The following is a 20,555-nucleotide window of genomic DNA, read 5'->3' as shown; positions in this document are numbered from 1 at the left end:
GCCGCCGCTCCGGCAGCGACACGCGAATGAGGTTGAACGGGTTCAGGGAAAATCCGGGATTCAGCGCTTCAGCGAAGCGGCGTCTTCCAGCGTCATGCCGCGGGTTTCCGGCGCCAGCCACACCGACACGGCGAGGCCGACGAAGGACACCGCGGCGGCGGCGTACATGGTGTTGCCGATGCCGATGCTCACCAGCGAGATCGGGACCAGCCAGGTGCCGATGGCCGCGCCGATGCGCGAGATCGAGGCGCCGATGCCCACGCCTGCAGCCCGGATGTCGGTCGGGAAGATCTCGTTCGGATACACCAGTTGCAGCACCTGCGCGCCGCCGATGAACAAGGCGTAGAGGCCGAAGAAGGTCAGCACCACCCATTCCGCGCTGTTCGAGAAACTGCCCAGCCCCAGCAGTGCCAGCGCCGACAGCAGGAAGCTCCAGATCACCAGCGGACGGCGGCCGATGATGTTCACCAGCGGCGTGGCGACGATGCAGCCCACCACGAACAGCAGCGTGATCGCGATCGAGCCATAGGCTGCCCAGTCGCCGGTCAGGTTCAGCGCTGCCAGCACCTTGGGCACGAAGGCATACACGGCAAACACCGGAATCACCGAGCAGGCCCAGAACACGCCGACGAACAGCAGGCGCTTGCCGTAGCCGGACTGGATCAGCGTACCGAGCGAGACCTTCTTGTCGGCAGGCGCTTCCGGCATGTTGGCCAGCGAGAACGTCGGGCCGTAGACCTTCTTGATGACACGATCGGCCTCGGCGCTGCGCCCCTTGCTGAGCAGCCAGCGTGCCGACTCCGGCGTCCCCAGGCGCACCAGGAACAGCATCACGCCGAGCACCGCCGGGCTGGCCAGCACCCAGTGCCAGGCTTCCGGACCTGCCGCACTCAGGATGGCGTTGCCGACGATGTAGGCCAGCGCCGCACCGGCGAACCAGAGAATCGTCAGCGCCGCCAACCGGGGGCCGCGGTTCTTGCTGGGCAGGAACTCCACCAGCAGCGAGCTGGCCACCGGATATTCGATGCCCACGCCGACGCCGATCAGGAAGCGCAGCATGAAGATGGCGACGGCGGAATCCACCCACAGATGCGCCAGCGAGCACAGCGTGAACAGGATGGGCGGGACGAAATACAGTTTCTGCCGTCCCAGCTTGTCGGTGAGCCAGCCGCCGAAGAAGCCCGCGAAGAAAATGCCGATCAGTGCCGAGGCCGCGATCATGCCTTCCCAGAAACTGTCCAGGCTCAATTCGGCCGACAACTGCATCAGGGCGACACCGATGATGCTGAGGATGTAGCCGTCCATCACCCAGCCGCCGCCCGAACGCACGGTCAGCAATTGGTGGAAACCATTGATGGGAACATCCTCGATGGAAACGGCGCGGCCTGTTCCCTTTGAGTAAGTTTGATTCATTTTGCCTCCTGCATCCTTGTTTGGGTATCAATTAAATCCGGCGGTTCATTTCCTTTTCCGGACGATCGCCTGACGTCCCATTCGGGGAAATTGCCCTGCGGATGGACGAACGCCACCCGGCGCCATCTGCAGGCCGCCAATCGAGCGCTGCGCCATCAGCAATGGCGCGCGCGGATCACTTCAGGCGATTACATTTCCTTGCCGGCTTTCATCTGCCCCCACCAGAGGGTGGCATTCACGCCGATCGACAGGAATGGTTCGGGAGGTACCTTGTTCGGCCCGGAAGTGGCCAGCAGGAAATCGATCTGCTCATTGCGCTGGCCGGCGATCCAGTCCGCCAGCAGCGTTCCGGTCACGGTGCCGCGGGTCACGCCCAGGCCGTTGCAGCACAATGCGCCATAGACATTGGGCGCAAGCTGGCCGAAAAAGCCCTTGTGGTTCTGCGACAGCGCCAGCGAGCCGCTCCAGGTGTATTCGAAATCGACGTCCGGCAGCATCGGAAAACGCCGCTCGAAGGACTGGCGATGATTGCGGACGAAACGCTCCAGGCAATGCGGCTTCGGCTGCTGATTCGGGTTGAAGCTGAAGCTGTTGCGAATCAGGACGCGGTTGTCGGGCGTGCGGCGCACCGTGCTGCCGAACGGATCGGCGGGAATCACGCCCCAGAACGGCTTGCCGCCCAATTGCGCCTGCTCGGCCGCGGTCAGCGGCCGGGTCAGGCTGGCGTACAGGAACATCGGCAGCATCGTCCGCTGCAGGAAGCCGAAGCGCATGCCGAAGGCGTTGTTGGCCAGTACCAGCTTGTCCGCCGTGATGCGGCCGTTGCGATGCCCCAGCACTACCTTGTCGCCGTATTCGAAATCGGTGATCGGGGTGTTCTCGTACAGCGTGACATTGGACGGCAGGCTGTCAGCCAGCCCTTTCACCAGGGCCGAAGGCTGGATCAGGATGGTGCCGGGCGTGAATAGCGCCTTGCGGTAGAACGAGGTACCGATGTGATCCGGCAGATCCTTGCCTTCGATCACTTCGTAGGGCTGGCCGAGCTTGTCCAGGCCGCTGCGATAGGCATCGAGCACGGCCACGCCGCGGTCCTCGATGGCGCCCTGATATTTCCCGCAGGCGTGCATCTGGCAATCGATACCGTGCTGCTCCACCAGCGAGCGCAGAATGGACTGCCCCAGCAGATTGAGCTTGAGCGTGCTCTGCGCGATATTGATGTCGCCGATGTAATCCTTGGCGCCGATGTCGTGCGGCAGATCGATCGCGAATCCGGCATTTCTGCCCGAAGTGCCGAAACCCACTTCCTGGGCCTCGATCAGCACGACTTCCTCGTCCGGGAAATTCAAGGCCAATTGCCGCGCCGCCGCCAGGCCGGTGAATCCGGCACCGATCACTGCCCAGCGGGTTTTCTTTTCGCCGGAATGACTTTCTTTTGCCCGGCGAGGCGCACTGGTGTGATACCAGCCGCATGCCGCATCATCCGCAGGCAGTGAAGCAACTCTTGTCATTTCATGGTCTCCGTCTTATCGTCTGATCAATTTATTTTTTGCAGAGTCTAGAGACGCAGCCATTTCTGGACAAACAACCTTTTTTCCGGACTATCGATAACCTCATGTTATGAACAAACGCACAGCGCCCGGCCAATTGCTGCTCAAGATGCCCTCCCTGCGGGCAGTGAGATGTTTCGTCGTCGCAGCCCGCCACCGCAGCTTCACCCGCGCTGCCGAAACGCTGTGCGTCACCCAGGCTGCGATCAGCCGCCAGATCAAGGAACTCGAAGAGCATCTGGGTACGGCGCTGTTCACGCGCACCGGGCGTTCGGTCGAACTGACCGCGGCCGGCTCCACCTTCTTCGATGCCGCGCAGTTGTCCTTCATCAACATCGCCCAGGCGGCGATACGCATCCGGCAGGGCCACGGCAGCAGCAGCAGGCGCACCCTGAGCCTGTGCTGCTCGCCGGCCTTCTCGGCACTGTGGATGGCACACCGGCTGCCCAGCTTCTTCAGCGCGAATCCGGACATCGACGTCGACCTGGTGTCGACCCAGAACTTCCTGTCCATGGCTCCCGACATCCAGCCGGACGTTTTCATCACCAAGCTTTCATCGATACGGGACGGCTACATCAGCGAACCGCTGTTCCACGACCGGATCTATCCGGTCTGCTCGCCTGCCTATCTGGAGGCGCACCCGGAAATACGGAACATCGAGGGACTGATGCAGGGCGTCTTGCTCGACCTGAGCCCCTATGAGCGCTCGGGGATCGCCGAGCACGTCGACTGGGGCGTATGGCTGGCCATTCACCACCTGGACATCGAAGACCGCCTCCGCAGGGATCGGCACTACTTCAACGCCAACGACTACAACCTGCTGATCCAGATGGCGCTCAACGGCCAGGGCCTATCCCTGGGCTGGGACCACCTGGTGGCCCCCCTGATCCAGCAGGGCCGCCTGGTCAGGCCGGTCGAACATGAAGTGGAACTGGAAGAGACGCGCCATTACCTCGCCTACCGCGAGGACAAGGCCGACGACGAGGCATTGGGCCGCTTCCGCGACTGGTTCCTGGCCGAGTGCGGCCTGGCGGCAGGATGATCCCGGGCGGCTGAACTCGCCCCGGCCGGCTACGCTCCGGGGAGCTGTCCGGCGGCCAGACGCCCGACCTGGCTCAGCAGACCTTGAAATATGGGCTCGCTCACACCCGCCGGGAAGCTTGCGGGCAGGATGCGTGACACGGCTTCGACGACTTCCGGCGCTCGCCGAATGAAATCCTCGATGACCGGCTCGAAATCGGGACCAAGCGCGTTCGCGCGCGCTACGGTGCTCCAGTGCCGGCGTTGAAGATCGTGCATCCGGTAATGGATGTTTTTCGAGCGTACGGCCATGGCGAGCTTCACCTTCTGCCACGGGAACTGGCACGCGCCCGAGCCGATGATGGGCCAGGCGGACATGATGTCGTAGAGCGGAGTGAGTCGGAACCGGCTGCCCGGCAGCAGGAAGATGCTGAAGTTCTTGGCATGCCCGTCGGGTGCCGCGAGAAGCCAGAACAACAGTTGTGCCGCGAGGAATCGGGCCGGTCCTCCTTCGGCCCGTCGCTGCCGCGCAGGACACGCAGGATGTCCGCCATGCCTGGTCCCCCATGCTCTTCGTATTTCCTTTCAGCCGGCACCCCGAGGGCCTGGCAGAAGTCCTCCTGCGGGCGCCGGGCCCACCAGCCTTCGAGCAGCACGCGATCAAAGCGCGCCACCGAGAGTACCTTGTGGTGTCCGAATCGGAGAATTTCGCACTCCGCCACCGCAAAGCCGAACTCGCGCGCAATCTGGGCGCACAGCCACTCGTTCTCTACCGAGGTGGAAAAATCGGCCCGCACATGGCCGACTTCACCCATGGGGAGCTTGAGGATATGCGTCGTGGGCGTGGCACCCAGCGGCCGGCACCAACGCCCCTCATGCTGCAGCAACGCCGTTTTCTCCTGCGCGCCGGCGATGGAAATCCTCAGCCCTTCCTCGTCACCGAGGCCGAGCGGAGCATTCGAGATGGTGGCGTCGAGCAATGCTTCCACCTGGCCGTCCGTCAACGGCTCGGCATCGATGCGGCGCACGCCGGTGGGCTCCACGTCCAGTGGGAGCAACTGCACGGCTCCCACGCAATCCCGGCCGATATGGGCCAGGAGATCGAAGGTCGAGGCGGATGTCCCGAACTTCTGCGCGATACGCTTTCGAATCGCGATGCTCTCAGGCAAAAGGTTCTCGAAGTAGGTCTCGACCCGGTCACCGGCGAAGGGTCTGGTGCCCTGCTCCAACGGCATGGACAGCGAAATCGCGCGCGCCGACGGTGAGCCGAGCCAGGCCTCCAGGTACGAACCGGTGACCGTCGGGAGCGAGGGTCCAGTGCCCCACCGCCTCGCCATTCATCCATACGGCGAGTGTCCTGCGTTTCGACGGCCGCCCCGCCATTACCAGGCGTCCTCGCGCGGACCTGCAGCCGCCGCACCGCCTTGCGGCCTGGGTCGGATGGCGAGCTCGGCGTCGAACAGCATCAGCAGGGTGAGGAGCTGATCGACAGTCACGTTCGCTGGATTGTCCAGGAGCCTCGAGATGCGCGCCTGGGATAACCCCATGGCCTCGCCCAACTGGGCCTGCGTGAGCTTGCGGGAAGCCCTCATGCCTTGAAGCACGGAAGCAAGCTGCTCGACGGTCCGTATCGTGTGCATGGTCAATATGCGCTAGAGGAATATCTCCAATTTATGCGTTAATGCGCATAAATACAAGATATGCACCCCAAGAATAAAAATTGGGGGAGCGTGACGCTTTCCATTGACGCAGCAGGATGACCCCGACAAGGGGTCTGCGAGGCTAGGTTTTGGCTTGTTCCATGTCGTTGCTCCTGTGCGGGTTGAAATGCGCACATTGCAAGACAGGTCTCCGAGAAGCGGCAACGACTTCTTGGACGCAATCGCGCGCGTCAATTGCAGCCGCTACAGGCGATTCAAAGCGCGAGTCCGTAGGGTAGTGGCGGGATGATGACCACAGCGGCCTGTGTCAGCGGCTACGCGGCCCAGCGTCCGAGAGACGCAAAGGCGACGTTCGGCGCGGTACCTTCGTGCTTGTATTGAGTCTGATGAAACCAGCCTGTAGGCGTGATTAGGCCGATTTGCGGGCGTGCCGAAACTATCAAGCTCTGCTGCCAACTGCTCTAGCCGTAGATTCGCTTGTAGGCTCCGCTGGCGAATTCGATTATGGCGACGTTGTTTTTCTTGAGGCTTTCGCGGATGTCGTTCGGGTCGATGCCCATCACGCCCTTCAGAGTGCCGAGCATTTCAGGACGCTCCCAGTTCCACGTTGGTGATCCAATGACGGCTGTGAATGCTTCTATCCGGTCAAAATGCCACGTCAGTTCCGTAACAGCGTTCTGGCATTTCGCATAGTTGTCAAACTTGAATACCTGCCCCTTCGTTGCCAGCGACCTGAGCTTGATCGTTGTCGGCTGGACAGCTTCCAGTACGTCCAGCAGTCGCTTTGCGTCTTGCTCGCCGCTCTTCTGGATGTAGGCAATCGCACCCTTGACCGTCTTGTCTGCATCGTCACCGCTTTCCCACGTTGGCGCGTGGCTTTCCATGCCGACCTTTGCCATCTCCAAGAGCGTGATGGGCTTAGGCATCTCGGCGATGTAGGTGTGGGTAGCTTCAATCAGGGAATCGAGAAATTCCGCTTCTCGCTTGGCTTTGTCCTGTCGCTGCCAGTTCCTCAAGGCAACGAATGCAATGATGGCTGTAGCTACAGGAGCGAGCGCCTTGATGACCTCAAGCCAACTGACGCTTGTTATCGCATCAAAGGACCACACAAGGGCGTCGCACATCTGCTTTCTCGTTATTGTGATGGCGGTGGGTCAGGGATTCGAACCCTGGAAGGACTTACATCCTTGCTAGTTTTCAAGACTAGTGCATTCAACCGCTCTGCCAACCCACCTAATCCTGTGACGTGCTAAGAATCTGCTAAACGGCACCAACACTGCCGCCGGGAGAATCCTTGTAACGCATTGTTTTTACAATATTTTCTTTTGTTATCTTGCGGTCTGAACGTAAGTTTTCAAGACCGTTGCATTCAACCGCTCTGCCACGCCTCCGCAAGAGGGCGCGATTATAGCACCGGGCAGACGGCACGCCGACTCAAGTCGACGAGACCATCGCGGGCGCCGGCCGATACCCTTCCTGCATATCGAATTCAGCCACTTCACCCCCCGCTGCTGTATCGGCGCAGCGCACCGGCAGGCGCAGCAGGCCGCGCAGCGCGGCATTGCCGTTCCACGGCGGCTCGGCATCGGCCAAGCGCAGATCGGGCCAACGGCGCATCAGCGCGCGCAGCGTGATGTCGGCTTCGAGCATCGACAGGCCTGCACCGATGCAGACGTGCGGGCCGCTGCCGAAGGCGAGATGGCTGCCTTCGCCGCGGGTAATGTCGAAGCGCTCGGGGTCGGTATAGCGGGCAGGATCACGGTTGGCCGAGCCGATCAGGGCGATGAGCAGTTCGCCTCTGCGCAGGGTGCGGCCGTGCAACTCGATTTCCCGGCTGACGCGGCGGCCGGTGTATTGCACCGGGCTGTCGTAGCGCAGGATTTCGCGCACGGCGGCACCGATGCCGTCCGGCTGCGCGCACAGCGCGGCCCACTGGCCGGGGTGCGACAGCAGCGTGAACAGGCCGTTGCCGAGCAGGTTGCGCGTCGTCTCGTGGCCGGCGAACAGCAGCATCGCGCATTGCGCGAGCAGTTCGCCGTCGGCGCGCACCAGGCCTTGCTGCTCGGCCTGCACCAGGCGGCTGACCAGGTCGGTACCGGGCACGCGGCGGCGGGCTTCGATCAGAGCATCGAAATAGCGCACCAGTTGCAGCAGGCTGCGCTGGGCGCGCTGCAGTTGCTCGACCTCGGGTCGAACGGCGCCGATGAAGACCGCGAGTTCTTCCGACCAGGCGATGAATTGCGCCTCGTCGGCGCGGTCGATGCCGAGCATCAGGCCGATGACGCGCGAAGGCAGCGGCCGGGCGACGGCTTCGATGAAGTCGAAGCCCTGCCCGCCATCGAGCCCGTCGAGGATCCCGTCGGCCAGGCGCTCGATCTCGGGCGCGAGGGCGCGGATCGTCGCCGGATGGAAGCCGCCCAGCATCGCCCGGCGCAGCCGGGTGTGGTCGGGCGCATCGAGGAACACCATCGCCCGCGAGAACAGGCGCTGGAAGCGGTCCAGGCCGCCCTGCGCGCGCGCCGCCGCATAGGCCCCGCCGTGCGCCGCGTCCAGCCCCTCGGCGCGTTTCACCCAGCCGCCGGTGCGCTGCGACGAGAAGCGCGGGTCGCGCAGCACGCGTTCGACGTCCGCGTGCCGCGTCACCAGCCACGCGCCCTGGAAGAAATCCTCGCACCAGTGCAGCGGCCCCGCTTCACGCAGGGCACGGTAGGCCGGATAGGGGTCGCGCAGGAAGCCGGCGTCGAAGGCCGGCAGGCCGGCGCTGGCCGCCCGGGTCACCGCGCGCCGCTCTCGTCGCTGCGCGACGTAGGGCCGGCTTTGCACAGCCGGCCCGCTCCGCAGGCGCGCAGCATTGCCGCGCGAAACCCCTGCTTCGCCCTCCCCGCGGGAGGCTGAGCGCCCGCTTCGGACGGCCCGGCGGAGGCGTTCATGCGGCGTCCTGCCCCTCGATGCGCATGTCGAGCCGCTCGAGCAGGCTGCGGTCGCGGCCGGTGCCGGGATTGGGGGTGGTCAGCAGGTGGTCGCCGTAGAAGATGGAGTTGGCGCCCGCCATCAAACACAGCGCCTGCAGGGCTTCGTCCATTTCCTGGCGCCCGGCCGACAGGCGGACGTAGCTGGTCGGCATCGTGATGCGCGCCACCGCGATGGTGCGTACGAACTCGAAGGGGTCGATCGGATCGACGTCGGCCAGCGGCGTGCCGGGGATCGGCACGAGGTTGTTGATCGGCACCGATTCGGGCGGCGGTTCGAGGTTTGCGAGCTGGGCGATCAGGCCGGCGCGGTGGGCGCGCGTCTCGCCCATGCCGACGATGCCGCCGCTGCAGACGTTGATGCCGGCCGCGCGCACGTTGCCGAGGGTGTCGAGGCGGTCCTGGTAGGTGCGGGTGCCGATGACCTTGCCGTAGTACTCCGGCGCGGTGTCGAGGTTGTGGTTGTAGTAGTCGAGGCCGGCGTCCTTCAGCGACTGGGCCTGGCCTTCGTCCAGCATGCCCAGCGTCATGCAGGTTTCCAGCCCGAGCGCCTTCACTTCGCGCACCATCGTCGTCACCCGCTCCATGTCGCGCGGCTTGGGCGAGCGCCACGCGGCACCCATGCAGAAGCGGCTGGCGCCCTGGGCCTTGGCGGCGCGGGCGGCTTCCAGCACCTCGTCGACCGGCATCAGCTTCTCGGCTTTCAGGCCGGTGTCGAAATGGGCGGACTGCGAGCAGTAGCCGCAGTCCTCGGCGCAGCCGCCGGTCTTGATCGACAGCAGCGTCGAGAGCTGGATCTCGCTCGGATCGAAATGCTGGCGATGGACCTGCTGGGCGCGGAACACCAGTTCCATGAAAGGCAGCGCGAACAGGGCTTCGATCTCTTCGACGCGCCAGGCGCCGGTGGCCGCCGGGACGGGCTGGGGCGCGGTGCGGCGCAGGGCGTCGGGCGACACGGTAGCGACAGTGGTCATGGGTTCTCCTTGAGGACGGAATCGGAATCGAACAATCGGTGCAACGCAGGCACGTTCAGGTATGGGGCGATGGCTTCGGGCGACGGTGCCGGCAGCCGCGGCACCAGGCCCAGGCAGGGCGCGTTGCCCAGGCCGGCGGCCAGCGCGTCGAGCGTCGCCGAAGCCTGGGCCATCGCCGGGTCGATGGTGTTGGCCACCCAGCCGCACAAGCGCAGCCCGCGCGCACGGACGGCTTCGGCGGTGAGCAGCGCATGGTTGATCGCGCCCAGGCGCAGGCCGACCACCATCAGCACCGGCAGATCCAGGTCACGCGCCAGGTCGGCGCTATCCCAGCCGCCGGCGGTATCCAAGGGCACGCGGAAACCGCCGACGCCTTCGATCACCACCCTGTCGCAGCGCGCCGCCGCGGCCCGGATGGACGCCAGTATAGGGCCACGCTCGATGCTGCGGCCTTCGAGCGCGGCGGCGACGTGCGGCGCGCAGGCGGCCTCGAACTGGAAAGGCGCGATCTCGTCGGCGCTCAGCGCCACGTTGCTGGCTGCACGCAGTGCATGGACGTCTTCGTTGATGCGTTCGCCGTCGATCACGCCGATGCCGGCAGCGACCGGCTTCAGCCCGGCGACGCGCAGCCCGGTCTTGGCCAGCAGGCCGACGATGGCGGCGGCGACGGTGGTCTTGCCGATCTCGGTGTCGGTGCCGGTGACGAAACAGGCGTGGGCCATTACGGCTCCTCCGGTAATTCGGTGAAAGCGCCGAAGCCTGGACGATCGCGCCGGGATGGGTTCATGGCTTCTTCATCCGGGCTTTCATCGACTCTTGTACAGAACGGCATGGACCACCTGGTAGGTGGCCGGCAGGCCCTCGGCCGTGCGCAAGCCCTCGTAGGCGGCGGCCAGGGCGCGGATCCGCGCCGGGCCGGTGAGCCCGCCCGGCCGGCCGGGGTTGAGATTGTGCGCGCCCAGCTCCTTGAGCGAGCGGGCCAGCGCGCGCAGATCGGGAAAATGCAGCGTCCGCGCCTGGCGTTCGAGCACCAGCACCAGCAGGCCGCTGTCCGCGCACAAGGCCTCGTAGTCACCGAAGGCGCGGAAGCGATTGACGTGGGTGAAGCCGTCCACCGCCTGCCAGCTGTCGCGCAATTCTCCCAGGGTGCCGGCACACAGGCTGCTGAAGGCCAGCACCCCGCCCGGCCTCAGCACCCGCTGCGCCTCGCCCAGCACGGCGGCGAAATCGCCGCACCATTGCACCGCCAGGTTGGAATAGATCAGGTCGAGACTGCCGTCGCGCAGCGGCAGGGCTTCGGCATCGCCGGCGATGAAGTGCCGCGCGCCGCCCTGCGGCCGGGCATGGCGCAGCATGCCTTCGGCCAGGTCCAGGGCGACGCCGGCATCGGCACCGAAGCGCTCAGCCAGCGATCGGGTGAAGTGTCCGGTGCCGCATCCCAGATCGAGCCAGCGGCCGAACGCCAGGGACGGCAGGCGCGCCAGCAGCCGCGCACCCACTTCGCGCTGCAGCGATGCGGCAGCATCGTAGCTGCCCGCAGCACGGGAGAAGGAAGCAGCCACCTGGCGCTTGTCCGGCACGATAAGCAGGTGTTCAGGCATTGCCGGCCTCGCCGATGAAAGCCAGCATCGCCGCCGCCACCTCGTGGGGCCGCTCCAGCGGGAAGGCGTGGCTTGCGTCCTCGATCAGCCCGACCGCGATGTCCGGCTGCAATGCCAGCAGCTCGCCGGCCACCTCGGCCGGCACCAGGGCGTCGGCGCCGGCAAGCAGATGCAGTTGCGGCCCGCCGAAGTCTCGCAGTGCGCCGCGCCCGTCGCAACTGCCGAGCACTTCCAGCCCGGCCAGCCGCACCTGCGCCGCGGTGCGGGGCGCCGCAGCCTGCAACTGGCGCGCCAGGCTGCGGGCTGCGGCCGCGCCCTGCGCGCAGAGCAGGCTGAAACGCCTGAGGGTGGCGTCGGGATCGGCACGGCAGCCATCGACGAAGGCGTCGAAGCTCGCCTCGTCCATGCCGTGCGGCCAGTCGCTGCCGGCCACGAAGCGGGGATTGCTGGCCAGCGTCAGCAGGCCGCGGCAGCCTTCGCCGCGCAGCGCCGCCAGTCCGCTGGCGAGCAGGCCGCCGAGCGACCAGCCGCCCAGCCAGGTATCCGGCGGCAGGCGCGCGTCCAGCTCCAGCAGCCAGTCGCGCGCTTCGCCGCTGGCCAGTTCGGGCAGCGGCTCGATGTCCACCCGCAGCATCGGCTCGAGCCCGCGCAGGGTTTCGGCCAGGCCCTCCAGCGGCAGGCTGCCCAGGCCCCAGCCCGGCAGCAGGATCAGATGTTCACGCATGGCGGTTCACCCCGGATCCGCAGTCGGCCAGTGCGTCGCACAAGCGCTCGACGTCGTCCAGCGTATGTGCCGCGCTCAGCGTGATGCGCAGCCGCGCGGTATTGGCCGGCACCGTGGGCGGGCGGATGGCCGGCACCCACAGCCCTGCGGCGTCGAGCGCCGAAGCCAGTGCCAGCGCGGCGGCGTTGTCGCCGACGATCAGCGGCTGGATCGGCGTGGCGGAATCGGCCAGTTGCCAGCCGCGACCGGGATGGCGGGCGATCAGGGCGGACAGGCGCTCGCGCAGCGCGGTCGTCAGCGTGGCGAGCCTTTGCCGCCGCGCCGCGCCCTCCTCGCCCGTGATCAGCTTCAGGCTGGCGCTCAGGGCGTTGGCCAGCGCAGGCGGCATCGCGGTGGTGTAGATGTAGCTGCGGCCGCCCTGCACCAGCGCATCGACGACCGCCGGATGGGCGGCGACGAAAGCGCCCGCCACGCCGGCGGCCTTGCCGAGCGTGCCCATGTAGATCAGGCGCTCGCTGCGCAGGCCGAAATGCGCCAGCGCGCCCTCGCCGTTCGGACCGAGCACGCCGAAACCGTGGGCGTCGTCGATGATCAGCCAGGCGTCGTGGCGTTCGGCCAATGCCAGCAGTTCGGGCAGCGACGCGACGTCGCCGTCCATGCTGAACACCGCGTCGGTGACGATCAGCCGGATCGGCTGCTCGCAGTCGCGCAGCATGGCGTCGAGCAGATCGAGGCGGCCATGCGGATAGCGCCGCATCCTTGCCGCCGCGAGCAGGCCGCCATCGACCAGCGATGCGTGGTTGAGCTTGTCGGCGAAGATCGCCGCCTGCTCGGCGCCGAGCGTGGTCAGCAGCGCCAGGTTGGCCATGAAGCCGCTGCAGAACAGCAGCGCCGCCGCATCCGGCACCCAGGGCGACAGCAGTTGCGCCAGTTCGCCTTCGAGCCGGGCATGGGCCTGGCTGTGGCCGGTGACCAGGTGCGAGGCGCCGCTGCCCGCCCCCCAGCGCTGCGCGCCTTCGGCCAGCGCGGCGGCGACGTCCGGATGGCTGGCGAGGCCGAGGTAGTCGTTGCTGCCGAAGTTCAGCAACTGGCGCGTGCCGCTCTCGCCACTTTCGACGGTCTGCAGGGGCGCACAGGGCGAAGCGGCGATTCGGCGGCGGCGCAGCAGCGCCGCGGCCTCGCGCTCAAGCCGTCGCCGGGTCAGATGCGCCAGCAGCATCGCTACTCCGGGTGGGGGTGCCATCTGCCAGCACGTCGTCGAGCGTCGCCCGCACCCGTGCCGCCAGCCAGGCGGACAGCTCGTCGTCGAGCACGTAGGGCGGCATCAGGTACACCGTGCGGCCGATCGGGCGGATCAGCAGTTCGTGGCGGCGCCCGGCGAGATGGAAACGTTCGGCGAAGCGCTCGCCGGCCCATTCTTCACGCACGTCGAAAGCCCAGATCATGCCGCGCCGGCGCAGGTGCTCGATGCGCGGATCCTCGGCCAGCGGCGCCAGCGCAGCCGTCAGCGCCTCGGCGCTGGCCCGGTTGCGGACCAGCACGTCTTCCTGTTCGAAGCGATCGAGCACCGCCAGCGCCGCGCGGCAGGCGAGCGCGTTGCCGGTGTAGGAATGCGAGTGCAGGAAACCGCGCGCGACCTCGTCGTCGAGGAAGGCTTCGTAGATCTCGTTCCGGCTCAGCACCAGCGACAGCGGCAGGTAGCCGCCGCTGATGCCTTTCGACAGGCAGACGAAGTCCGGCCACAACGGCGCTTCGCCCTCGCCCGCCGCCTGCTCGAACGCAAAGAAGCTGCCGCTGCGGCCGCAGCCGACGGCGATCTCGTCGGCGATCAGATGGACGTCGTAGCGCTCGCACAGCGCGCGCAGGCCGCGCAGGTAGGCCGGGTCGTACATCGCCATGCCGGCGGCGCACTGCACCAACGGCTCGACGATGAAGGCGGCGATGTGTTCGTGGCGGGTTTCGAACAAGGCCCGCACCTCTTCCAGCGCGCGCTCGGCGACGTCGGCCGCGGTCTCGCCGGGGCCGGCCTGGCGGGCGTCGGGCGAGGCGACGAGGTGGGCCTGCAGCAGCAGCGGCGCGTAGGCGTCGCGGAACACCGTGACGTCGGTCATCGCCAGCGCGCCCAGGGTTTCGCCGTGGTAGCCATGGCGCACGCAGACGAATTCGCGCTTGCTGTCGCGGCCCCGGTTGCGCCAGCAGTGAAAGCTCATCTTCAGCGCGATCTCGACCGCCGAGGCGCCGTCGCTGGCGAAGAAAGCATGGCCGAGCACGCCATCGGTCAGCGCCGACAGGCGCTCGGCCAGTTCCACCGCCGGCGCATGGGTGCAGCCGGCCAGCATCACGTGCGGCAAGGTGCCGAGCTGTTCGCGCAGCGCGGCGTTGATGCGCACATCGGCGTGGCCGAAGAGATTCACCCACCACGAACTGTTGGCGTCGAAATAGCGCCCGCCGGCGTAGTCGTACAGCCACGGCCCCTGACCGCGCGCGATCGGCAGCGGCGGCACCGCCTGCAGGCGCTGCATCTGGGTGCAGGGATGCCACACCTGGGCGATGCTGCGCCGCTGCCAGGCGGCCTGCTCGTCACGCACGGGGCCGCTACCGGAAGCGGTGCTGCCACGGGCCGGGAAATCGGGGTCAGGGGAACGGGACGCCATGCCCTCTTCGTCCATAATTATGAATCACAGAACCGTGATTGTTTCAGTTGCAGGCCAAAATGAAAAGCCTTCAGCCCTGTTCGCCCAGCTCGAAAAGCGCAATCGACTCGACGTGCGAGGTCTGCGGGAACATGTTGGCGATGCCGGCGCCGCGCAGCACATAGCCTTTTTCATGCACCAGCACCGCTGCGTCGCGTGCCAACGTCGCCGGGTTGCATGATACGTAAACGATGCGCGGCGGGCGCTGCAACGAGTTGATCGCCTTGACCACCGCGATCGCGCCCTCGCGCGGCGGGTCGATCAGCAGCTTGTCGAGCGGCCCGAGCGCAGCCAGGCTGTCCTCGGTGGCTTCGAACAGGTTGGCTGCATGGAATTCGCAGCGTTCCGCCAGGCCGTTGGCCGCGGCATTGGCCAGGGCGCGCTCGACCAGCGCCTCGCTGCCCTCCACGCCGACCATCGTCGCGCCGCGCCGCGCGATCGGCAGGCTGAAGTTGCCCAGGCCGCAGAACAGGTCGGCGATGCGCTCGCCCGGCTGCGGATCGAGCAGTTGTATTGCGCGCCGGATCAGCAGGCGGTTGATGTGGACATTGACCTGGGTGAAATCGGTGGGGCGGAAGTCCATCCGCACGTCGAACTCGGGCAAGGTGTAGGCCAAGCCGGGGCCGCCCTGCGGATGCAGCGGCGCGGCGGTGTCCGGGCCGCCGGGCTGCGCCCAGGCCTGGATGCCGTGGGCGTCGGCGAAAGCGGCCAGCGCACGCCGGTCACCTTCGCTGAAGGGCAGCAGGTGGCGGAACACGAAGGCGGTCGCGGTATCGCTGACGGCGATCTCGATCTGCGGCACGCGGTCGGCGATCGACAGCCTGGCGATCAGGCGGTGCAGCTCCGGCACCAGCGCGGAAATCGCCGGCGGCAGCACCGGACAGGACTGCATGTCGGCGATGTGGCTCGAGCGCTTCTGGTGGAAGCCGACCAGCACCCCGCCCTTGCTCGGCACCACGCGTACGGTCAGCCGCGCACGGTAGCGGTAGCCCCAGGCCGGGCCGTGGATCGCCGGGTAGATCACCTGCGGCTCGACCTTGCCGATGTGCCACAGCGCGTCTTCCAGGATGCGCTGCTTGGCCGCGGCCTGCGCCAGCGGGTCGAGATGCTGCATCGAACAGCCGCCGCAGGTGCCGAAATGCGCGCAGCGCGGCTCGACCCGCTGCGCACTCGCCTTCAGCACCCGCGCCGTTTCGGCCTGGGCATAACGCGGCCGCTCGCGCAGCACGGTGTATTCCACCCGCTCGCCGGGCAGCGCGCCTTCGATGAAGACGGCCTTGCCGTCGACATGGGCGATGCCGCGGCCTTCGTGGTCCAGCGATTCGATGACTGCTGCCGACATGGGGATTCCGCCGAGAAAAGTGGCGCGATTCTACCGCGTCCGTCCCCCTGCTTCTTGCGTCACTTCCACCATCCGCCGCGGCCACCCCCGCACCGGCACCAGCGTCCGGCCCCCGCCCGGGCCTATAATCCGCGCCATGAATCTGCCTACTCATTTGCCAACTCATTTGCCGACATTCGAAACCCTGCTCGGCGGCCTGTCGGCGCGCGAGTTCCTTGCCGAATACTGGCAAAAGAAACCCCTGCTGATCCGCCAGGCCGTGCCCGGCTTCACGGGCGTGCTGGAGCACGACGAACTGTTCGAGCTCGCCTGCGACGCCGACGTCGAATCGCGCTACATCCGCCTGCCTGCCGACGGCCTCGAGGGCGAATGGACGCTCGAGCACGGCCCGCAGAGCCGCGGCCGCCTGCGCGGCAGGAAGCAGCCCTGGACCGTGCTGGTGCAGGGCCTGAACCTGTGGGTGCCCGACGGCGACCGCCTGCTGCACTGCTTCGACTTCATCCCGCAGGCGCGGCTGGACGACCTGATGGTGAGCTACGCCGTCGATGGCGGCGGCGTCGGCCCGCACTTCGACAACTACGACGTGTTCCTGCTGCAAGGCACGGGCAAGCGCCGCTGGCAGATTTCCGATCAGGCCGACCGCACGCTGATCGAAGGCGCACCGCTGCGCATCCTGAAGAACTTCCAGCCCACCGAGGACTGGGTGCTGGAGCCCGGCGACATGCTCTACCTGCCGCCGCACTGGGCGCACAACGGCATCGCCATCGGCGAATGCACCACCTACTCCATCGGTTTCCGCTCGCCCACCGCGCAGGAGCTCGGCAGCGAATTCCTCGGCTGGCTGCAGGAGCGCATCCGACTCGACGGCATCTATACCGACCCGGATCTGGAGCTGCAGCAGAACTCGGCCGAGATCGGCAGCCGCATGGTCGACCAGATCGCAGGCATGCTGTCGGGCATCCGCTGGAGCCGCGCGGACATCGAGGAGTTCGTCGGCGCCTATCTCACGGAGCCGAAAGCCCACGTCTTCTTCGAGCCGCCCGAACAGACACTGAGCCGCAAGGCCTTCGAGCGCGCCGTGCGCGCGCACGGCTTCGCGCTGGATGCCCGCAGCCTGCTGCTGTTCTCGGCCGCGGGTTTCCATCTGAACGGCGAGCTGCTGGAATTCGAACCCGCCCTGCACGGCGTCGTGGCGAGGCTCGCCCACCAGCGCAGCTTGCCGGCCGCGGATTTCGCGGCTTGCCCGACCGAGTTGCTGGACATGCTGCACGACTGGTACGAAAGCGGTTTCGGGCGCCCCTGCAACTGATCGAAGGGCAACAGCAGGAATCATGTCTTCGGCTGCCGACGAAATCATCGGGCTGTACGAGCGGCACGCAGAGGCCTGGGATCGCGCTCGATCCGGGGACCTGATCCTCGAGCAGGCCTGGATCGAGCGCTTCATCAGGCTGCTTCCTCCCGGCGGCTCGGTGCTGGACCTGGGCTGCGGCTCGGGACGGCCGATTGCCCGCCATCTGATCGTGCGCGGCTTCTCCGTCCTCGGCGCGGATTCATCGCCGGCACTCATCTCGAAATGCCGGAGCCGCTTTCCGCAGGCGGAATGGATCGTGGCCGACATGCGCAGGCTGTCGCTCGGCCGCCGGTTCAACGGCTTGATCGCCTGGGACAGCTTCTTCCATCTCGGACACGACGAGCAGCGCAGGATGTTTTCCGTCTTCCGCGAGCATGCGGCCCCGGGCGCCGCGCTGCTGTTCACCACAGGCCCCGGGCACGGCGAGGCTATCGGTTCCTTCGAGGGCGAAGCGCTGTATCACGCCAGTTTGTCTCCGGCTGAATACGAGGCGCTGCTCGACGCCCATGGCTTCACGGTGTCGAAGCATGTCGCCGAAGATCCTGAATGCGGGCGCCACACGATATGGCTCGCGCAGTACCAGGCGCAGAAACCCTGACCGGACGGCCATCGGCGCAGACGGAATGAGCCCGCATGCGCTGCTCGGCCAGGGAATTTCGGTGCCATGCAGCAAGGCATCCAGGACGGGTAACGGCCGGTTTTGACGGAAAAATACGCTCACATTTTGCAGTGCAGCATCCACGCCGGTTTTTCCTCGCCTGCATGCTAGACTTGCCGCGTTTCAAGCCGTGATTGCATTACCCATGCCACTGGCTGCCCGGCAGCCGGCGGCATTCAACTCGAAAAAGGAAAACAGCAATGAAACAATCCCTTCTCGTCGCCGCCCTCGTTGCCATCGCCGTGTCCGCTTGCAGCAAGCAGGAAGAAGCGCCGCCGCCGGTGTCGACGCCCGCCCCCACCGTTCAGGAACAGGCTCAGGAAGCTGCCGAACAGGCCGTGGAAGCGGCGAAGGAAAGCGCCGAGGCTGCGAAGGAGAGCGCCTCCGAAGCTGTCGACGCCGCCAAGGAAGGCGCCGCCGATGCAGTCGAAGCAGCCAAGGAGCATACTGACGCCGCTGTCGAAGCCGCCAAGGAAGGCGCGGAAGCGACCAAGGAAGCCGCTGGCGAAGCCGTCGATGCTGCCAAGGAAGCCGCCGAAGCCGCCGTCGAAAAGGCCAAGGAAGCCGCCAACTGATTTCCGCTGTGGCATGACGCAAAAAAGCCGGCTGATGCCGGCTTTTTTCATTTAACCATGACTCCAGCACTGAACTTTGCTGGACTACGCCAAAGCCCAGTACAACATTTTTATCAATAACTTAAGTACGAAATTACCCCATCCGACCGCAAGGTGTTCGTGCTCCAATATCGGACGAACGCCAGCGAGCGCCGCAAGCCTGCCTTGGGCTTGTATGGGGAATCGATCGTAGAACAGGCCCACTCGCTGGCGCAGGTGATGCGCTGCAACGCCCCACAGCCGGGGAAGTCCCACATGACAGCATGCCCACCGATGAAGTAGATCGCGTCGAACTCCACCGGATCGATCTCATCCGGTCGCGCGGTGGATGACAGCAGCGCCACCCGCGCAGGGTCGGCCAGCCAGTCCTTCACGGACGCATCGGCGAGTGGCCATTTCAGCAAGCGAGGCTCCAGCGGCGAGATGAACTCTAACGTTGAATACAACTTCAATGTCAAGCGGCACATGCACCTTGGTGCGATGCCCCTCTAATGGCGGCGACGGGCCTTCCTGGTGGTCGGGGCACCGTCCGCCTCTACCAACCGCATCTCCGACAGAACGCGCCGGGCGTTGGCGGCGCAATCCATGTCCTGCGGCTTGGCTTCGATCTGCGCCATCAGTTCAACCAGATGGGCCTTGCTTTGCGCGAGCTGTGCTTGCAGGGCCTCGATGTCCTGCACCTTGCGGCGCAGCGTGTCGATCAGAGTGCCGTGATCCCAGCTAGCGAGATCGCTGGGGAGCAATGTGCGCAACTCATCCAGGCTGAAGCCCGCACGCTGCCCGGTCGCGATGAGCTTGAGCGCCAATACCGCGTCGTCGGGGTAGCTGCGGTAGCCGTTTTCCTGGCGCTCGACCGCCTTGAGCAGGCCGATGCGTTCGTAGAAGCGGATGCGCGAAGGCGCCAGGCCCGTGCGCTGCGCGAGTTCTCCAATTTTCATGATCGAGGTGCTCCGAGTGACCACAGGGTTTGACATTAAACATTACTTCAAAGTTAACCTTGAGGCCATCGCACGACCAGGTGCAAATCATGAAGGCGGACTGAATGCAGACGATATTGGGGGCGAACGGCCAGATCGCCGTGGAACTGGCGCGGGAGCTACAGCGCAAATACACGAACGACGTGCGGCTCGTAAGCCGCAATCCACGCAAGGTCAACGACACCGACAGTCTGGTGTCCGCCAACCTGCTCGATGCGAAGCAGACCCTGGATGCGGTCAAGGGAAGCAGCATCGTCTACTTCACGGCCGGCCTTCCGCCAGACACGGCGCTATGGGAAGCGCAGTTCCCCGCGATGCTGAAGAATGCCCTGAATGCCTGCCGCGTGACTGGCGCGAGCTTCGCCTATTTCGACAACACCTACATGTATCCGCAGGATGCGCGGTTGCAGACCGAGCAAACGCCCTTCGCGCCGGTGGGCCGCAAGGGCAAAGTGCGCGCCGCGATGGCTTCGATGGTGCTCGAGGAAATGGCGCGCGGTGAAATCCCCGTGTTCATTGGCCGCGCCCCGGAATTCTATGGGCCGGGCAAGACGCAGAGTTTCACCAATGCGCTGGTCATCGAAAAACTCCAGGCCGGCAACAAGCCGCGCGTGCCGGTGCGCGACGACACGCGGCGCACGCTCATCTGGACGCCCGACGCGAGCCGCGCCCTCGCGGCCCTGGGCAATGCACCCGATGCGTTCGGCCAGACCTGGCATCTGCCGTGCTGCGACGACCGGCCGACGTACAAGGAGTTCGTCGCGATGGCCAGCCAGGTCTTCGGGCGCAAGCCTTCCTATTCGGTCATCGGCAAGTGGGCGCTGACCGCAGCCGGGCTGTTCTCGAAGCAGGTACGCGAGATCGGGGAACTGCTGCCTCGCTACGAGCAGGACAACCTCTTCGATTCCACGAAGTTCAAGCGCCGGTTCTCCGAGTTCGAGGTGACGACCTATCGGGAGGGCCTGGAGCTGATCCGGCGGGAGTGGTCAGGCAAATAGGTGCTATCGCAAA

The 20,555-nt window shown here is 66.1% G+C and carries 20 protein-coding genes, 1 tRNA gene and 1 pseudogene; 5 read left to right on the top strand and 17 right to left on the bottom strand.

The genetic code is table 11. From position 1 onward, the window contains the following. Positions 1-60: 60 nt before the first annotated feature. Together AAFL97_RS07320 and AAFL97_RS07315 are read right to left on the bottom strand one after the other, a co-directional pair. Positions 61-1,413 (bottom strand): MFS transporter, encoded by a 1,353-nt coding sequence (locus tag AAFL97_RS07320; protein WP_341644342.1) that lies wholly within the window; start codon positions 1,411-1,413, stop codon positions 61-63. A 188-nt stretch (positions 1,414-1,601) separates the two neighbouring features. Further along, on the bottom strand, positions 1,602-2,807 hold the full coding sequence (locus AAFL97_RS07315; protein WP_341644341.1) for an NAD(P)/FAD-dependent oxidoreductase: 1,206 nt from the start codon (positions 2,805-2,807) through the stop codon (positions 1,602-1,604). Positions 2,808-3,030: 223 nt separating this feature from the next. On the opposite strand from AAFL97_RS07315, the gene AAFL97_RS07310 reads away from it, so the two are divergent. Continuing rightward, positions 3,031-4,002, top strand: coding sequence for a LysR substrate-binding domain-containing protein (locus tag AAFL97_RS07310; RefSeq protein WP_341644340.1), 972 nt, complete (start codon positions 3,031-3,033; stop codon positions 4,000-4,002). Between the two features lie 29 nt (positions 4,003-4,031). Here AAFL97_RS07310 and AAFL97_RS24590 read toward each other — a convergent pair whose 3' ends face one another. From AAFL97_RS24590 to rlmD, 13 genes and pseudogenes are all read right to left on the bottom strand, one after another. Further along, positions 4,032-4,559, bottom strand: a complete 528-nt coding sequence (locus AAFL97_RS24590) for a HipA domain-containing protein (RefSeq protein ID WP_445954528.1) — start codon at positions 4,557-4,559, stop codon at positions 4,032-4,034. Continuing rightward, a pseudogene (locus tag AAFL97_RS24585) lies at positions 4,544-5,215 on the bottom strand (HipA domain-containing protein); the annotation flags it as partial. The pseudogene AAFL97_RS24585 and the gene AAFL97_RS24590, both read right to left, overlap by 16 nt. Positions 5,216-5,362: 147 nt before the next feature. Then, positions 5,363-5,620, bottom strand: coding sequence for a helix-turn-helix domain-containing protein (locus tag AAFL97_RS07300; RefSeq protein ID WP_263460101.1), 258 nt, complete (start codon positions 5,618-5,620; stop codon positions 5,363-5,365). A 482-nt stretch (positions 5,621-6,102) separates the two neighbouring features. Then, positions 6,103-6,765: a hypothetical protein gene (locus tag AAFL97_RS07295; protein ID WP_341644339.1), complete on the bottom strand. Its 663-nt coding sequence runs from the start codon at positions 6,763-6,765 to the stop codon at positions 6,103-6,105. A gap of 20 nt (positions 6,766-6,785) precedes the next feature. Further along, positions 6,786-6,875 (bottom strand) — tRNA-Ser (locus tag AAFL97_RS07290). A 200-nt stretch (positions 6,876-7,075) separates the two neighbouring features. Further along, positions 7,076-8,464, bottom strand: coding sequence for a cytochrome P450 (locus AAFL97_RS07285; protein WP_341644338.1), 1,389 nt, complete (start codon positions 8,462-8,464; stop codon positions 7,076-7,078). Between the two features lie 103 nt (positions 8,465-8,567). Further along, the gene (bioB, locus tag AAFL97_RS07280) at positions 8,568-9,584 is read right to left on the bottom strand and encodes a biotin synthase BioB (protein ID WP_263460099.1); all 1,017 of its coding nucleotides are present in this window, start codon (positions 9,582-9,584) and stop codon (positions 8,568-8,570) included. Continuing rightward, complete coding sequence (bioD, locus tag AAFL97_RS07275) at positions 9,581-10,306, bottom strand: dethiobiotin synthase (RefSeq protein WP_341644337.1); 726 nt, start codon at positions 10,304-10,306, stop codon at positions 9,581-9,583. Before bioD ends, bioB begins: the two co-directional genes overlap by 4 nt. Before the next feature lie 84 nt (positions 10,307-10,390). Further along, positions 10,391-11,185, bottom strand: coding sequence for a malonyl-ACP O-methyltransferase BioC (gene bioC / locus AAFL97_RS07270; RefSeq protein WP_341644336.1), 795 nt, complete (start codon positions 11,183-11,185; stop codon positions 10,391-10,393). Beyond that, positions 11,178-11,909 carry an alpha/beta fold hydrolase gene (locus tag AAFL97_RS07265; protein WP_341644335.1) on the bottom strand — a complete coding sequence of 244 codons (732 nt, stop codon included), beginning with the start codon at positions 11,907-11,909 and terminating at the stop codon, positions 11,178-11,180. Before AAFL97_RS07265 ends, bioC begins: the two co-directional genes overlap by 8 nt. Then, positions 11,902-13,128 carry an 8-amino-7-oxononanoate synthase gene (gene bioF, locus AAFL97_RS07260; RefSeq protein WP_341644334.1) on the bottom strand — a complete coding sequence of 409 codons (1,227 nt, stop codon included), beginning with the start codon at positions 13,126-13,128 and terminating at the stop codon, positions 11,902-11,904. The genes AAFL97_RS07265 and bioF overlap by 8 nt, the downstream gene beginning before the upstream one ends. Continuing rightward, positions 13,094-14,563 (bottom strand): adenosylmethionine--8-amino-7-oxononanoate transaminase, encoded by a 1,470-nt coding sequence (bioA, locus tag AAFL97_RS07255; protein ID WP_341644333.1) that lies wholly within the window; start codon positions 14,561-14,563, stop codon positions 13,094-13,096. Before bioA ends, bioF begins: the two co-directional genes overlap by 35 nt. A 70-nt stretch (positions 14,564-14,633) precedes the next feature. Beyond that, a complete protein-coding gene (gene rlmD, locus AAFL97_RS07250) occupies positions 14,634-15,944 on the bottom strand; it encodes a 23S rRNA (uracil(1939)-C(5))-methyltransferase RlmD (protein ID WP_341644332.1) in 1,311 nt (436 codons plus the stop codon). A gap of 166 nt (positions 15,945-16,110) precedes the next feature. Here rlmD and AAFL97_RS07245 point away from each other — a divergent pair, with 166 nt between their 5' ends. The 3 genes from AAFL97_RS07245 to AAFL97_RS07235 all read left to right on the top strand — a co-directional run bounded on the left by AAFL97_RS07245 (position 16,111) and on the right by AAFL97_RS07235 (position 18,528). Continuing rightward, positions 16,111-17,253 (top strand): cupin domain-containing protein, encoded by a 1,143-nt coding sequence (locus AAFL97_RS07245; protein ID WP_341644331.1) that lies wholly within the window; start codon positions 16,111-16,113, stop codon positions 17,251-17,253. Positions 17,254-17,275: 22 nt separating this feature from the next. Beyond that, on the top strand, positions 17,276-17,893 hold the full coding sequence (locus AAFL97_RS07240; protein ID WP_341644330.1) for a class I SAM-dependent DNA methyltransferase: 618 nt from the start codon (positions 17,276-17,278) through the stop codon (positions 17,891-17,893). Between the two features lie 260 nt (positions 17,894-18,153). Then, complete coding sequence (locus AAFL97_RS07235; protein WP_341644329.1) at positions 18,154-18,528, top strand: hypothetical protein; 375 nt, start codon at positions 18,154-18,156, stop codon at positions 18,526-18,528. Positions 18,529-18,641: 113 nt separating this feature from the next. Here AAFL97_RS07235 and AAFL97_RS24580 read toward each other — a convergent pair whose 3' ends face one another. Together AAFL97_RS24580 and AAFL97_RS07225 are read right to left on the bottom strand one after the other, a co-directional pair. Continuing rightward, entirely contained in the window at positions 18,642-18,971 is a 330-nt protein-coding gene (locus AAFL97_RS24580; protein ID WP_445954476.1) for a hypothetical protein, read from the bottom strand. Between the two features lie 84 nt (positions 18,972-19,055). After that, positions 19,056-19,505 (bottom strand): MerR family transcriptional regulator, encoded by a 450-nt coding sequence (locus tag AAFL97_RS07225; RefSeq protein WP_341644328.1) that lies wholly within the window; start codon positions 19,503-19,505, stop codon positions 19,056-19,058. A gap of 104 nt (positions 19,506-19,609) precedes the next feature. Here AAFL97_RS07225 and AAFL97_RS07220 point away from each other — a divergent pair, with 104 nt between their 5' ends. Then, positions 19,610-20,542 (top strand): SDR family oxidoreductase, encoded by a 933-nt coding sequence (locus AAFL97_RS07220; protein ID WP_341644327.1) that lies wholly within the window; start codon positions 19,610-19,612, stop codon positions 20,540-20,542. Positions 20,543-20,555 lie beyond the last annotated feature (13 nt).

The sequence above is a fragment of the Thauera sp. SDU_THAU2 genome (assembly GCF_038260575.1).
Taxonomy (GTDB): domain Bacteria; phylum Pseudomonadota; class Gammaproteobacteria; order Burkholderiales; family Rhodocyclaceae; genus Thauera.
The sequence above is the reverse complement of the archived record's forward strand: the minus strand, read 5'-3'. Positions and strand labels throughout refer to the sequence as shown.